Annotated in this window: 15 protein-coding genes; 3 read left to right on the top strand and 12 right to left on the bottom strand. The window is 61.4% G+C overall.

All coding sequences use genetic code 11. The features are described 5' to 3' along the window. Positions 1-107 precede the first annotated feature (107 nt). On the bottom strand, positions 108-1,871 hold the full coding sequence (locus CKW26_RS17305; protein ID WP_095049485.1) for a flavin monoamine oxidase family protein: 1,764 nt from the start codon (positions 1,869-1,871) through the stop codon (positions 108-110). A gap of 223 nt (positions 1,872-2,094) precedes the next feature. Here CKW26_RS17305 and CKW26_RS17300 point away from each other — a divergent pair, with 223 nt between their 5' ends. Continuing rightward, positions 2,095-3,501: an adenosylmethionine--8-amino-7-oxononanoate transaminase gene (locus CKW26_RS17300; RefSeq protein ID WP_095049484.1), complete on the top strand. Its 1,407-nt coding sequence runs from the start codon at positions 2,095-2,097 to the stop codon at positions 3,499-3,501. Positions 3,502-3,633: 132 nt separating this feature from the next. Further along, positions 3,634-4,353: a 16S rRNA (uracil(1498)-N(3))-methyltransferase gene (locus CKW26_RS17295; RefSeq protein ID WP_007913710.1), complete on the top strand. Its 720-nt coding sequence runs from the start codon at positions 3,634-3,636 to the stop codon at positions 4,351-4,353. Positions 4,354-4,464: 111 nt separating this feature from the next. Here the strand turns inward: CKW26_RS17295 and CKW26_RS17290 are convergent, their stop codons facing one another. Further along, entirely contained in the window at positions 4,465-5,082 is a 618-nt protein-coding gene (locus CKW26_RS17290; RefSeq protein ID WP_047596560.1) for a hemolysin III family protein, read from the bottom strand. Positions 5,083-5,291: 209 nt separating this feature from the next. Between CKW26_RS17290 and CKW26_RS17285 the strand changes: the two genes are divergently transcribed. Continuing rightward, positions 5,292-6,212 carry a LysR substrate-binding domain-containing protein gene (locus CKW26_RS17285; protein WP_095049483.1) on the top strand — a complete coding sequence of 307 codons (921 nt, stop codon included), beginning with the start codon at positions 5,292-5,294 and terminating at the stop codon, positions 6,210-6,212. 189 nt (positions 6,213-6,401) lie between these two features. On the opposite strand, the gene madM is transcribed toward CKW26_RS17285, so the two are convergent. The 10 genes from madM to CKW26_RS17235 form a co-directional block, all read right to left on the bottom strand. Next, positions 6,402-7,166: a malonate transporter subunit MadM gene (gene madM / locus CKW26_RS17280; RefSeq protein ID WP_095049482.1), complete on the bottom strand. Its 765-nt coding sequence runs from the start codon at positions 7,164-7,166 to the stop codon at positions 6,402-6,404. Between the two features lies 1 nt (position 7,167). Then, complete coding sequence (gene madL, locus CKW26_RS17275) at positions 7,168-7,584, bottom strand: malonate transporter subunit MadL (RefSeq protein ID WP_095049481.1); 417 nt, start codon at positions 7,582-7,584, stop codon at positions 7,168-7,170. Between the two features lie 65 nt (positions 7,585-7,649). Next, a complete protein-coding gene (gene mdcH / locus CKW26_RS17270) occupies positions 7,650-8,570 on the bottom strand; it encodes a malonate decarboxylase subunit epsilon (protein ID WP_095049480.1) in 921 nt (306 codons plus the stop codon). Continuing rightward, positions 8,567-9,187 (bottom strand): malonate decarboxylase holo-ACP synthase, encoded by a 621-nt coding sequence (locus CKW26_RS17265; RefSeq protein ID WP_095049479.1) that lies wholly within the window; start codon positions 9,185-9,187, stop codon positions 8,567-8,569. The genes mdcH and CKW26_RS17265 overlap by 4 nt, the downstream gene beginning before the upstream one ends. Beyond that, positions 9,181-9,966, bottom strand: coding sequence for a biotin-independent malonate decarboxylase subunit gamma (gene mdcE, locus CKW26_RS17260; RefSeq protein ID WP_095049478.1), 786 nt, complete (start codon positions 9,964-9,966; stop codon positions 9,181-9,183). Before mdcE ends, CKW26_RS17265 begins: the two co-directional genes overlap by 7 nt. Next, positions 9,963-10,814, bottom strand: a complete 852-nt coding sequence (locus CKW26_RS17255; protein WP_095049477.1) for a biotin-independent malonate decarboxylase subunit beta — start codon at positions 10,812-10,814, stop codon at positions 9,963-9,965. Before CKW26_RS17255 ends, mdcE begins: the two co-directional genes overlap by 4 nt. Next, a complete protein-coding gene (locus tag CKW26_RS17250) occupies positions 10,807-11,106 on the bottom strand; it encodes a malonate decarboxylase subunit delta (RefSeq protein WP_095049476.1) in 300 nt (99 codons plus the stop codon). Before CKW26_RS17250 ends, CKW26_RS17255 begins: the two co-directional genes overlap by 8 nt. After that, positions 11,106-11,978 carry a triphosphoribosyl-dephospho-CoA synthase gene (locus CKW26_RS17245; protein ID WP_095049475.1) on the bottom strand — a complete coding sequence of 291 codons (873 nt, stop codon included), beginning with the start codon at positions 11,976-11,978 and terminating at the stop codon, positions 11,106-11,108. Before CKW26_RS17245 ends, CKW26_RS17250 begins: the two co-directional genes overlap by 1 nt. Beyond that, positions 11,978-13,648, bottom strand: coding sequence for a malonate decarboxylase subunit alpha (gene mdcA / locus CKW26_RS17240; protein WP_007913685.1), 1,671 nt, complete (start codon positions 13,646-13,648; stop codon positions 11,978-11,980). Before mdcA ends, CKW26_RS17245 begins: the two co-directional genes overlap by 1 nt. Before the next feature lie 295 nt (positions 13,649-13,943). Beyond that, the gene (locus CKW26_RS17235) at positions 13,944-14,309 is read right to left on the bottom strand and encodes a DUF6124 family protein (RefSeq protein WP_095049474.1); all 366 of its coding nucleotides are present in this window, start codon (positions 14,307-14,309) and stop codon (positions 13,944-13,946) included. Positions 14,310-14,462: the final 153 nt, after the last annotated feature.

Raw genomic sequence — 14,462 nt, 5'->3', positions numbered from 1 at the left:
CTGCGCAAAGGTAAGCCTTGAGACTGCACCGGGAAGGATCGAAGTGCGCGCTTCTGGCAAAAAAAAACGCGGCCCGTGTGGCCGCGTTTTTTTATTGAAGCAAAGGCCTACTGCGCCTTGGTCTCAGTGGTGGCTGCCGGCTTGGCCGCTGGCTTCTTCGCCGGCTCAGCCTTCTTCGCTGCCGGTTTCGCGGCAGGCTTTTTCGCCTCGGTTTTAGCCGCTGGTTTCTTCACCGCTGGCTTGGCCGCTGCTTTCTTCGCCGGTTCAGCTTTCACTGGTGCCGCAGGCTTCGGCGGTTCCACCGGAGCTGGCGCAGGTGCCGGAGTCGGCGCTGGTGCGACCGGAGCAGGAGCCGGCTCTGGCGCCTTCACTGGCTCAGGCTTCTTCTCGTCATCCGAACCACCGAACAGGTTGCTGAAGAAGTTGCCCTTCTTCGCCGCCACGGCACCCGCCGCGCCCGCCGCTGCTGCAGCCGGCACTACTTTGGCTGGCTCAAACGATTTGCCTGCCGCCAGATCTTCAACCTGACTCGCCGCCCGCTGACCGGTGCGCAGCGCGCCTTCCAGGGTGCCCGGGTACAAGGTGTCGGTGTGTTCGCCGGCGAACGTCACGCGTTGCAGCGGACGCTCCCACAGACGCCAGAACTTGCTGATCTGGCCCGGGCCGTAAGCCAGGTACGCGCCGCCCATCGACGGGTCGGTGCTGTAGCGGCGGATTTCATAACCGGTGAACGAACCACGGGCCTGTGGATAAAACGCGTGCAGACGAATCAGCACCTGATCGACCATTTGCTTGTCGCCAAACGCCTGCATCACACGAGCGTTGTCGCCGGACAGGTTGATCACCACGTTGGCGCCGCCCTTCAGGGCTGGCTCGATCCACAACATGCCGAGACCGGTGTTGCTGTAGATCTCGCCGGACATGCGCGCCTTGCTTTCCCACACCGGCGTCTTGAACTTCAGCATGATCTGGTCGCGCCAGCCGTAGTTGGTGCCCTTGATCGCCGCCAGATGCTGAGCGTCCAGCGCCGGGGTCAGGGCAATCTTGTTCAATGCACGCAGCGGCACAGCCAGCACAACGTAGTCGGCCTGATAGCCAACACTGCCGACCTTGACGGTCACGCCGTCCTTGTCCTGAGTGATCGCCGACACCGGCGAGTTGGTCTTGATGGTTTTGATCTGTTTGACGAACGCCTGCGCCAGCACTTGGCTGCCGCCGACCAGACGCGAAGCGCGCAGGTCACGGTCGGAGATGCCGCGATACACGCGGTTCTGCTGCGCGAAGTACAGCAGCGACAGACGCGAAGGCTCGTCGTAGTGAGTGCGGATGTCCTGGTTGATCAACTGGCGCGCAGTGGCTGGCAGGTTCTGCTTGTCGAGCCAGCTCGATACGGTGATCTGGTCCAGCGCGTGCAGGGTGCTGGTTGCCGCCGGGTTTTGCGGGTCGTCAATCGAACGCGCCAGATCATCGAGGGTTTTCTGGTAGCGCTTTAAGGCATCGGCGGTGGCCGGCTGCTTGGTCGCCAGATCGGCGGCAGAGAAATACTCGCCGTCGATCAGGTAGCCCGGGGTACGCACGAATTCCGGCGCCGGCGTGGTGCCCAGCTTGAACGTCGAGACGTACTTGTTCAGCACTGGCTGGGTCTTGTCGTTGCCGATCCACTCGCTGGTGGCCATGCCCGAGCGACCACCCAGGCTCGGTTTGGCTTCCAGCAGGGTGACCTGCCAGCCTTTGTTTTGCAGCTCATAAGCGGCGGTCAGGCCCGACAGGCCGCCGCCGATCACGATTGCAGTTTTATCCTTGGCCAGCGCTGTAACGCTGAACAGCCCCAACATCACCAGCGCACAGGCGCGCAGCCAACCGACAGACATTCAGCGAACTCCGGAAATACACGTAGGAAAAAGCAGTTTTGCGGGTCAGACGACCCAAAGAACCGCGAAGAATACGTTAGCCATCAAAACGCCGCCAGCGACGTCTATCGGCTCATACAAAGTAGCTCAATCGACACAATGGGTTGTCCCCGCGCGACGCATTGCATAGGCTTGCGCGATTGTTTGCCCGCGCCTGACGCGAGCCGCCTCGAGGAGACTGTAAATGGGCCTGAATAACCAGTGGATGCAACGCGACCTCGCGGTGTTGTGGCATCCCTGCACCCAGATGAAAGACCACGAACAGCTGCCGCTGATCCCGATCAAGCGCGGCGAAGGCGTCTGGCTCGAAGACTTCGAAGGCAAGCGCTACCTCGACGCCGTCAGCTCGTGGTGGGTCAACGTGTTTGGCCACGCCAACCCGCGCATCAACCAACGCATCAAGGATCAGGTCGATCAGCTGGAGCACGTGATTCTGGCTGGCTTCAGCCATCAACCGGTGATCGAACTGTCCGAGCGTCTGGTGAAGATGACCCCGGAAGGCCTGAACCGGGTGTTCTACGCCGATAACGGTTCGTCCTGCATCGAAGTCGCGCTGAAAATGAGCTTTCACTACTGGCTCAACCGCGGCCAGCCAAACAAAAAGCGCTTCGTCACCCTGACCAACAGCTACCACGGTGAAACCATGGCGGCGATGGCGGTCGGCGACGTGCCGCTGTTCACCGAGACCTACAAAGCGCTGCTGATGGACACCATCAAGGTGCCGAGCCCGGATTGCTACGGGCGCCCCGAAGGCATGAGTTGGGAGGAACATTCGCGCAACATGTTCGCGGCCATGGAACAGACCTTGGCCGAGAACCATGACAGCGTCGCGGCAGTGATCGTCGAGCCGTTGATTCAGGGTGCCGGCGGCATGCGCATGTATCACCCGGTGTATCTGACGTTGCTGCGCGAGGCCTGCGACCGTTATGGCGTGCACCTGATCCTCGATGAAATCGCCGTCGGCTTCGGTCGCACCGGGACGATGTTTGCCTGCGAGCAGGCCGGTATTCGTCCGGACTTCCTCTGCTTGTCGAAGGCGCTGACCGGCGGCTATCTGCCGTTGGCGGCGTGCCTGACCACCGATGAGGTCTACAGCGCGTTCTACGACGACTATCCAACCCTGCGCGCCTTCCTCCATTCGCACAGCTACACCGGCAACCCGCTGGCGTGCGCGGCGGCACTGGCGACGCTGGATATCTTCGAGCAGGACAACGTCATCGAGAACAACAAGGCCCTGGCCCAGCACATGGCCTCGGCGACGGCGCATCTGGTCGATCACCCGAACGTCTCCGAAGTGCGGCAGACCGGCATGGTCCTGGCCATCGAGATGGTCAAGGATAAAGCCACGAAAGAGGCCTACCCTTGGCAGGAACGTCGCGGTTTGAAAGTGTTCCAGCATGCGCTGGAACGTGGCGCGTTGCTGCGCCCGCTCGGTAGCGTGGTGTATTTCCTGCCGCCGTACGTGATCACCCCGGAGCAGATCGACTTCCTCGCCGAAGTGGCCAGCGAAGGCATCGACATCGCTACGCGTGACAGCGTCAGCGTCGCCGTGCCGAAAGACTTCCATCCCGGCTTCCGTGACCCAGGCTAACCGTGACCGCTCGTTCCCACGCTCCGCGTGGGCATGCAGCCCGGGACGCTCCGCGTCCCAAAGCGGACGCAGAGCGTCCATTGAGGCATTCCCACGCAGAGTGTGGGAACGATCTAATCTGAGAGACCCGAAATGAGACTGTCCCGCTTCTTTATCGACGCCCCCCTGAGCACCGGCGAACACGAATTGCCCGAGGCCCAGGCGCATTACATCAGCCGCGTACTGCGCATGGCCGAGGGCGATGCGGTGCAGCTGTTCGACGGTTCCGGCCATGAGTTTCGCGGCGCCCTGCTGGAAGTCGGCAAGAAACGCGTGACCGTGCAGATCGACGAGCAATTCGCGGGGCAGGTCGAATCGCCGCTGCACATCCACCTCGGCCAGGGCCTGTCCCGTGGCGAGCGAATGGACTGGGCCATTCAGAAAGCCACCGAACTGGGCGTGAATGAAATCACCCCAATCTTCAGCGACCGCTGCGAAGTCCGCCTCAAGGACGAACGCGCCGACAAACGCCTGCTGCACTGGCGTCAGGTGGCGATCAGCGCTTGCGAGCAATGTGGGCGTTCGCGGGTACCGGTGATTCATCCGCCGGTTTTGTTGGCGGACTGGATCAAGCAAACCGAAGCCGAGTTGAAACTGGTGCTGCACCCGGTGGCGGAGCCGTTGGTGAGTCATGCCAAACCGGCGACGCTGGCGTTCTTGATCGGGCCTGAGGGCGGTTTGACGGATGCCGAAGTCGAGCAAGCCAAAGGCAACGGTTTCCACGCCGCCCGCCTCGGCCCGCGCGTGCTGCGCACTGAAACTGCGCCGGTGGTTGCACTGGCGGTGGCCCAACAGCTTTGGGGTGATTTCTAAGGCCCCATCGCTGGCAAGCCAGCTCCCACAGGATCTTTGTTGGCCACAACATCCGTGAACAACGCTAAACCCTGTGGGAGCTGGCTTGCCAGCGATTAGCCGCGCCTCGGTCTATAGGACGTAAAACAAGATCGCGACAAAGTGCAGCAAACTCCCCGCAATCACAAACAAATGCCAGATCCCATGCGCATGCCGCAGCCGGTGATCCAGGGCAAAAAAGATAATCCCCACCGTGTACAAAACCCCGCCCGACGCCAGCCAGGCAAAACCTGTCGTACCCAGCGCCGCAATCAGCGGTTTGACCGCCACCAACACAATCCAGCCCATCACCGCATAAATCACGATCGACAGAATCCGCGCTTCCGAACGCGGTTTGATCTCCTGCAGGATGCCAATCAGCGCTAACCCCCAGACAATCCCGAACAACGTCCAGCCCCACGGTCCGCGCAGGGTCACCAGGCAGAACGGCGTGTAACTGCCGGCGATCAACAGGTAGATCGAAAAGTGATCAACCTTCTTCATGATCGCTTTCTTGCGCCCGCGCACGCTGTGGTACACGGTCGAGGCGCTGTAGAGCACCAGTAAGGTAAACGCGTAGATCGCCACACTGACAATCTTCCACGGGCTGCCGTCGAGGCTGGCGATCACCAGCATCCAGACGCCGCCGATAAACGCTGCCACTGCCCCGACCAAATGCGTCCAGGCGTTGAGTTTTTCTCCGTGATACATGTATCGCTCACCTCAATATTCGTTACCGCAGCGCGCAAGGCTCGGGCCTTGAGCGTAAAAGCGCAATGTTTCTGTTCAACGCCAAGATCAAAAGATCGCAGCCTTCGGCAGCTACTACAGGTGATCGCATTCCAATGCAGGAGCTGCCGAAGGCTGCGATCTTTTGATGTTCAAGGCACAATCGACGCATTCCAAAAAGAGTCCGCGCCATGCTGATCGACGAAGAATTGACCCTGAAAAAACTCGAGGTGTTCCTCGCCTTCATGCGTACCGGCAACCTCGCCCGCGCCGCTGCCGAGTTGCAGACCAGCAACGTCAGCGTGCACCGCGCAATCCACTCGCTGGAAAGCGCCCTGCGCTGCCCGCTGTTCAAACACGAAGGGCGCAACCTGACGCCGCTGGAAAGCGCTTATGTACTCGAAGAACGGGCGCAGAAGCTGATCAATGACGTCGTCGAAAGCGTACGCCTGACCCGCGAAGCCGCCGGGTTCTCCGCCGAACGCTTCAAACTCGGTTCGCTGTATTCACTGACAGTGAAAACCGTACCGCAACTGATCATGGGCCTGAAGATCCGCCGCAGCGAACTCAACATCGACCTGATCCTCGGCTCGAACATCGACCTGCTCTACAAGCTGAAAAACATGGAAGTCGACGCGATTCTGGTATCGCTGGACGACAGCATCAACGACCCGGATTGCGAGCAGATTGCGCTGTTTTCCGACGACATCTTCCTCGCCACACCGGCGGATTCAAAGTTCGCGCAACGCAGTGAAGTGGATCTGGCTGAAGTGCGCGATGAGACTTTCATCACCCTGACTCAGGGTTTTGCCACGCATCAGGACGGTAACCGGGTATTCAGGCAGGCGGGGTTTGAACCGAAGGTGGCGATGCAGGTGAATGACATTTTCACGCTGTTGAGCATGGTCAGTTCGGGGGTGGGTTATGCATTGCTGCCGGGGCGGATTGCGGCGGTGTATGAGAATCGGGTGAAGTTGATTCCGTTGCAGGAGAAGTACCGGTTGCAGCAGCACATTGGCGTGGTGTTCTTGAAGGCTAAGGAGAGGGATCCGAATTTGCTGGCGTTGCTGGCGGAGTGTCGGATGTATGCCAATCGGCAGGCTGGGGTTTAGATCAAGATCAAGAGCTACCCCCTCACCCCAGCCCTCTCCCCCAAGGGGTAGAGGGGGAAGGGGAGCAGATCGGGGAGATTTCAAGACCTGAGTTCGACTCGGAAATTTCAGGTCGGCATACCTCCAACATCCAACGCGGTCAGTCCCCTCTCCCCCCGGGAGAGGGCTAGGGTGAGGGGCTTTTGATCTTCAACCCACAATCCCGCGAACAATGAAGAACAACAGCGATGGCCCCAGCAAGCACCCAAGCCCGGTGTGGAACGTAGCCGTCAACGCCCCATAAGGCACCAACCGCCGATCCGTCGCCGCCAACCCAGCTGTAACACCGCTGACAGTCCCGGCCAAACCACCAAACACCATCGCCGAACGCGGGTTATCCAAGCCCATCCAGCGCGCCGCGACCGGCGTGCCGACCATCACCAGAATCGCCTTGATCAACCCGGTGGCAATCGACAAGGCCATCACATCCGACGTCGCGCCAATCGCCGCGCCCGTCACTGGCCCGACAATGTAAGTCACCGCGCCCGCGCCAATAGTGGTCATGCTCACCGCATCGCGATAACCAAACGCCCAGGCCATGCACGCGCCAACAATAAACGGCAGGATCGTGCCCAACAGCAGCGCAATCACACCAATCAACCCGGCCTTCTTCGCCTCGGTCGCCTGCACTTCAAACGCCGTGGCCACAATCGCAAAGTCACGCAGCATCGCCCCGCCCATCAGGCCGATGCCGGAGAACAACGTCAGATCCGCCAGGCCTTTCTGCCCGCCAGTCATGGTGCCGCCGACCCACGCCAATACCAGACCGATGACGATGGCAATCGCCGAGCCGTGAATGCGTCCGAACGTCAGGCGTTTGGACAGAATCACCGACACCCACATGATCACGCCGACAAAAGCGAAGGCAGTGACCAAGCCGTTGTGTTCCAGACCTTTCTCGATGAGATCCCACATATCAGCGGCCTCCTACTGGCGTGCCGACCGGGGAGATTTCCACCGGCTCGTCAGGCAGTGGCTCGCCCTTGTGAGTGCGGCTGATCAGGGCAATCGTAAAACCGCAGACCACCACCGAACCAATCGCCGCCAGCACTGCGACCGTGCCGCCGTGCAGCGCGGTGACGACGTTCTGTTGCGCGGCCATCGCCACCACCACCGGAATGTACATCGCGCCCCAAAAGCCGACGCCCATCTCGCAATCCTTGGTCATGCCGCCGCGTTTCTGCATCCACAACCGCGCGCAGATCAGCAGAATCATGGCAATGCCGACCCCGCCGACATTGGATTTGACGCCCAACAACACGCCGAGCATGTCACCCATGATCACCCCTGCCAGCGTACAGATCGCGAGCAGCGCCACACCGTAAATAATCATTGTTGTAGTCCTCAAAGTGCATCGTCGAATGTTGTTTTTGTTGTTCGAAGCTTGAGTCGGCGGTTTTAGAGTTGGCGGCCACCCTCCTCACGCAACAGCGCCTGCAAGGTGTCGAGACGCGCACTGTCGAAGGCCGTGACCGTGCCCTGCTCGAACACCCGGCGCGCCAGCCCGGTCAGCACCGCACCGGGCGGCAGTTCGATCTGTAAACGTACGCCACGCTCGTAGGCGCTTTGTACGGTGCCGCGCCAATCCACCACGCGGCACATGTTGAAAGCAAGGTCGTCGCGCAGCGCTTCGACTTTGCTCACAGGGCGCGCGCGACTGCCGCTCAGGTAAGCGATTTTCGGGTTTTTCAGTTCGACCTTGGCGAAAGCTTCTGCGAGGGTTTGCGCCGGTTTTTCCAGCAGCGGACAGTGCGACGGCACACTCACTGCCAGACGTTTCGCCAGGCCGGCACCACGACTGCGCGCCAGTTCGGCCACGGTTTGCATGGCTTTGTCGCTGCCGGCAATCACTACTTGGTTATCCGCATTGATGTTGGCCAGGTACACCGGCGATTCTTCGCTGTGCACCTGCGCCAGCAACGTTTCGACTGTGGATAATTGCAGGCCGATGATCGCGGTCATGCCGTAGCCTTGTGGATAAGCCTGTTGCATCAACCCGCCACGCAGGCTGACCAGATGCAACGCGTCGCTGAAGCTCAAGGCGCCGGCAACCACCGCTGCCGGATAAGCACCGATGGACAAGCCAGCCACGTAATCCGCCATGAACCCGTTCTGCAATAACTGCCGCGATGCAGCGACGCCGCCGATCAGCAGGCACAGCTGAACCGCCCTCGTCGTGCGCAATGCTTCAGCAGAATCGAGCAACGAGACATCCTCACCGAGCACATCGCTGGCCTCGGTCAACGTTTCCCGAGGCAAGCGCTGCAGCATGCCCGCCTGCTGCGCGCCCTGGCCGGGGAACACCAGCAGACTGCTCACGCTGCCTGCTCCTGCGGGTTCCACGGATCGATCACCAGGCAAGCCTGATGAGCATTTTTCAGCAGCACCCGCGCCGAACCGCTAGCCCATTCACGCAACGCCACAGCACCGAATGGCGTCTGCAATTGCAGGTCGACCCGGCACACGGCCTGATCAAAAACCGCAACCAATTTGCGTGCCTGATTACGCGTGATCAGTTGCGGTGTACGCAGAATCAAATCGAGATCGCTGGCCGCGTGCATCGCGGTAAAACCACTGGCCAATTCAAACCCGACACTGCCGCTGACACCCCAGACCCAACCGCAATCGTCGAGCATCGGCCGCAGCTGTTTGAGCGCCTGCATGACCGGCAGATCGCGCTCGCAGTCGACGTGACACAGCGCTTCGGGGCTGACCCGACAGGCAATCGAATCGAGCGCCATAAACGCCGCCAGCCGCTGCTCGCGCAACACACCGCGAACGCCCACCGCGACAAAACCTTCAGCACTCAACGCCCGCCGCACTGCCACCGGTTGCCCGGCGGCCAATGACTCGACTGCCCACAGCGGCGCATCTGCCGGCAACTGCGCCGGGGTCATGCCCCAGAGCAGATCGTGGGCCAGAGGCGTGCTCACCACTGCGCCCTCAACAGTTCGCGCACACGGCTGGAAGCAGCACGATTTTTAGCGCCGAGGCGATTGCTCAAGTCAGTGCTGGCGATATCTCCGATGGCTTGTTTAAGGCACTCGTTAACTCTCGATAGATCCTCCGCCGTCGGCTGCTCAATCTGTTGCACCGACAGGGTTTCCCAGAGCAATCCGAGGCTCGCGTAGCTGTCGATGTCATAAGCCATCGGCGGCACACTGGCGGCCAGCGCTTCCAGCTCTTCAACACTGCGCAACGTCACTCGCGCCGCCGACGCCTTGCCCATCGCATGCACCATCACGCCGGGATCGCGCAACGCAATCAAACGGTTGGCCTGATAACCATGCGCCAGAAACGCCCCGGACATCGCCTTGCCCACCAGCAATGCAATCACCGGATGCCCGGCCAAACGTGCGCGGGCATAACTGTCCGCCGCACCGGCCAGCGCCTGATGAATGCCAAGCGCTTCTTCGCGCCGACCATAAGCCTGGCTCGGCACATCGACGATGGCGATGATCGGGCGTTTCTGCGCTTTGTCGCGGTCAGCCGTGATCGCGTCATCCACAGCCTTGGCCAGCCCCCAGCCTTCAAGCAAGCCGACTTCGCCATTGCGAGCACGTGGAAAACGATTGTCCGGGTCAGCGACCACAGCGATAAAACGCCCCAGATCACCGTCAGCAACCTTCAACGAGGCCGGCAGACCTTCAACCACCACAGCGCCCGCGCTCAAGGCGTTGAACCAGTTCAAACCGCGCAGCGAATAACCGCTCATGAGCGCTCTCCTTGATACAGATCGCGAACCACCGACGGTTCGATTTGCGGGTCAGTGTTCAGACTGCCGAGGCGTTGCAGAAACCATTCGGCGCGCTGGCTACGCGGTTGCGCCGGCAAACCTTGCTGCAGCAATTCGCCGACCTGCTGACGAATCCTCGCCACATCATCGGCGACATACCGATCCACCAGACCACTGGCGAAACGCTGCTCGCCACCGGTCAGGCTCCAAATGAACGGCCGGTCGCGGGAGTCGTATTCTTCGATCCCGGCTTCTTGCTCGATCACTTGCGGGCCGTTCAAACCGAGGCGTGCTTCCTGAGTCACCAGCAAATAGCTGCACAGCGCCGCCGCAATCGACATACCGCCGAAACAACCAACGCTGCCCGCCACCACCCCAACCACCGGTTGGTACTGCTGCAAATCGACAATCGCCGCATGAATATCAGCAATCGCCGCCAACCCAAGATTGGCTTCCTGCAAACGCACACCACCGGTTTCCAGCAGCAACACCGCGCGCGTCGGGATGCCCTTGCGGTTGTCTTCAGCCGCCAGTTCCAGCGCGCCGGCAATCTTCGCCCCGCCGACTTCGCCAAGACTGCCGCCCTGAAACGCGCCTTCAATTGCGGCAATGACCACTGGCAAACCGTCGAGACTACCCTTGGCAATCACCACGCCGTCATCGGCCTGCGGCACCACGCCCTGACGTTCAAGCCACGGCGACATCACCCGTTGAAACGAATCGAGCAACTCACGAAAACTGCCGGCATCGAGCAAGGCCTTCGCCCGTTGCCGCGCGCCGAGTTCGACGAAGCTGTATTTGTTGAGCAACGCGGCGCTGTCAGTCATGGCCGATCTCCTCGAAACCTTGCTCCAGACGCAAACGCACCACCCCCGGCGTCGCGCCGAAGTCGTGGATATCAATAGCCATCGCCGGCGGCGTGGTGCCGTCGAAAATCCGCGCAAACAGGTGCTGCCAGCGCAGTTGCGCGCCGTTCACCGAGGTCTGCACATTGATCGTCAGCTTGCCGGCCAGACCCGGTTCGATCAGCACTTCCAGATCACCCGAGCCGACACAACCGACCAGCGCACGACCGCGTGGCGGCTGCCCGGCGGGGAATTCAAACGATAGGGTTTCCATCAAAACGCTCCCTGAAGGATGCCGTCGCGCTCGATACGGTCGAGCAGCAGCGTGGCGGCGAGCAAGTCGGCGGCGCCACCGGGCGAGGCATTCAATGCGATGAGTTGTTGATCGAGTTCGTGCAAGCGACGGCGACCGCTGAGGCTGGCGCTGCCACCGGCATCGAGCACCGCTTGCGCGCCGGACTGCATGGCGTGCAGGCCCTCTTCACCAGCGCGGTAGAGCACGCAGGTGTCGGCCAGATTCGTCATGATCGCGAGCAAGGCATCGAGCCGGGCGTTCTGTTCGCCGTGGCCGTTAGCGCGGCTGCGTTTGAGTTGTGGCAGGCCGCGTTGCAGCACCGAGGGGAAGCCGAGTTGCGCTTCTTCACGCGCGCCGCGTGCGCCATAACGCAGGGCGACCTGGGCGCCGTGGCTCAACGGCTTCGGCGCGTAGCGGTCATCCAATAAGGCAAGACGTGCAGCGCGCAGGGTGACGGCATTGGCGCTGGAGGATTGCGGTTCCAGTGCAGCGGCCGTCACCAATAATCCCAGCGCCCAAATTGCACCGCGATGTGTGTTCACACCGTTGGTGGTGGCGAGCATGGCTTGCTCGCCTTCACGGCCGATGCGGCCAATCGCTTCGCGTAACGTTGAATCGACTTCGCCGATTGCAACCGCCGCTTCCGCCATTTCCTTGAACGCCGGCCACAACGACAGCGCCGAAGCGTGCATCAGGCCCAGGTGCAGATCGGTGTGCGCGCCATTGCCGCGACGGTCGACCAGCGCCGGTTTCGGCGACAGATCCGCTTCGTCGATCAGCGCGTCCACCGCCAGATCAGCCAATCGATCAGCCAGGGACAGCGGTTGCGCTTGCAGGTTAAGTGCGTGCATTACCAGCTCCTGAATTTGGCGGGCGGGTTGTACAGGCCGCCGGACCACTCGACCAGATCGGCCACGCTTTTTGCTGCGAGCAGTTCGCGGGTGGCGTCGGTGCGGCGGATGCCGAGGTCTTCGGGCAAAGCGATCAGGCCTTCGCGGCGCATGCGTTCGGTGTCTTTCGGGTTGTGGCGCAGGCCGATGGCGGTAACGCCGGCGACCGCGGCGATCATTGCCTGGCGCTCTTCCAGCGAGCGCGCCTTGTACAGGTAGGCGATGCCTTCTTCGGTGAGCAAGTGGGTGACGTCGTCGCCGTAGATCATGATCGGCGCCAGCGGCATGCCACTTTTCTTCGCCACTTCGACCGCGTCGAGGGTTTCGACGAAGGTCGGTTTGCCGCCTTCCTGGAAGGTCTCGACCATTTGCACCACGAGTTTTTTGCCGCGTTCGAGCATCGGTTGCTGCGAATCGTCGTGGCGCATGTCCAGCCACGCCGGGGTGCCGTGACGCCGACCGCGCGGGTCGTGGCCCATATTCGGCGCGCCACCGAAACCGGCGAGACGGCCACGGGTGACGGTCGAGGAATGGCCATCGCCATCGACCTGCAACGTCGCGCCGATAAACAGATCCACCGCGTACTGCCCGGCGAGTTGGCAGAACATCCGGTTGGAACGCAACGAGCCGTCGCGGCCGGTGAAGAACACGTCCGGACGCGCGGCGATGTAGTTTTCCATGCCGAGTTCGGTGCCGAAGCAATGCACGCTTTCGACCCAGCCGCTCTCGATCGCCGGGATCAACGTCGGGTGCGGGTTGAGCGTCCAGTTGCGGCAGATTTTGCCCTTCAAGCCAAGAGACTCGCCGTAAGTCGGCAGGATCAATTCGATGGCGGCGGTGTTGAAACCGATGCCGTGGTTGAGCGACTGCACGTTGTGTTTTTCGTAGATCCCGCGAATCGCCATCATCGCCATCAACACGTGCACCGGTTTGATATGGCGTGGGTCGCGGGTGAACAGCGGTTCGATGTAGAACGGCTTGTCCGCCACCACGACGAAATCGACCCACGACGCCGGGATGTCCACGCGGGGCAGTTCGCTGACGTCGTCGACCAACTGGTTGACCTGGACGATGACGATGCCGTCGCTGAACGCCGCCGGTTCGATCAGTGCCGGCGTGTCTTCGGTGCTCGGGCCGGTATAGATATTGCCGGCGCGGTCGGCCATGAACCCGGCGGAGAGCACGACATTGGGGATCAGGTCCACCACCAGCCGCGCGTAGAGTTCGATGTAAGTGTGGATCGCGCCGACTTCCAGCAAGCCGTCTTCAAGCAACTGGCTGATGCGCAGGCTCTGGGTGCCGGCGAAGGAGAAATCTAGCTTGCGGGCGATGCCGCGTTCGAACAGGTCGAGGTGCTCGGAGCGACCGACGCTGGGCATGATCATGTGCAGGTCGTGGAGCTTTTCCGGGTCGGCCTTGGCCAGCGAGCGCGAAAGAAAATCCGCCTGCTTCTGGTTGTTGCCCTCCAGCACCACACGGTCACCGGGATGGATCAGCGCTTCGAGCGCGGCGACGATCTTGTCGGTGGGCAACACCACACCGTCGGCCAGCCCGCGCACCTTGTCGAGCCGGCGCTGCTTCTCATCGCGCCGCCGCGTCCAGCGCGAGTCGGGGGAAATTGTTGTTGTCATGCTCACTCCACGGGTTCGCTGTCGTGGAGCTAAGGTAGGCGTGTGGGGTGGGGGCATCAATCAAGCGCGGTGGTGAATCATTACGCTGAGCGTAATGATCAAGAGCGCCCTCACCCTAGCCCTCTCCCGGAGGGAGAGGGGACCGACCGAGGTGTCTGGCGCCATACATCGACCAGCCCCACCGAGTCGATTATGGATTCACAGCAGTATTTTCAGGTCGGCGTAACTTGTGAGCATCCCACGGTCGGCCCCCTCTCCCTCCGGGAGAGGGCTGGGGTGAGGGTCAGCTTTTAAGTCACTCCGTCGGCACCAACCTATCCAACAAACGGTTAACAGCCATCTCCGCCACCATCACCACCTGCGCAATACCCTGCACAGTCTTGCGGTGCGTGCCGTCCACCGTTGCCGCGTGATTGTTGAGCATGACCGTAGCCGAACCGAGGGTTTCACTGGCGTCGGCCAGCAAGGATTCGGTGTCGGCCTTGGGATTGGCCATGTACAGCGTGTTGGGGGTGTAAGGCGTGGCCATGAGGTCGGCGTTGGTCGGGCCGAGGTAATGATCGAGGGCGCGTTCGGCGGCTTCGTGGAATTTCCTGGAGTCGGGGGATTCGTAGGGGGATGCCGGGTCGGTGACCGGCGGGTTAGGCGTTACTTTGAACATTTACCAGATCCTCATTTGAGCTAGCCACCGCTTCTCTACTAAAAGAAGTGGAGGCAGCTGTGCGCAGGTTAGTAGACCGGGGATCTGGGAAACCGGCGCGCCGAAGCGCCCTGCGCACAACCACCATAAAAAGTGCAGGCATGGAGTACCTGA

It is taken from the genome of Pseudomonas sp. Irchel s3h9, from assembly GCF_900187475.1.
Classification (GTDB): domain Bacteria; phylum Pseudomonadota; class Gammaproteobacteria; order Pseudomonadales; family Pseudomonadaceae; genus Aquipseudomonas; species Aquipseudomonas neuropathica.
Note: the sequence above shows the minus strand (reverse complement) of the source record. Positions and strands in the feature narration are given on the sequence as shown.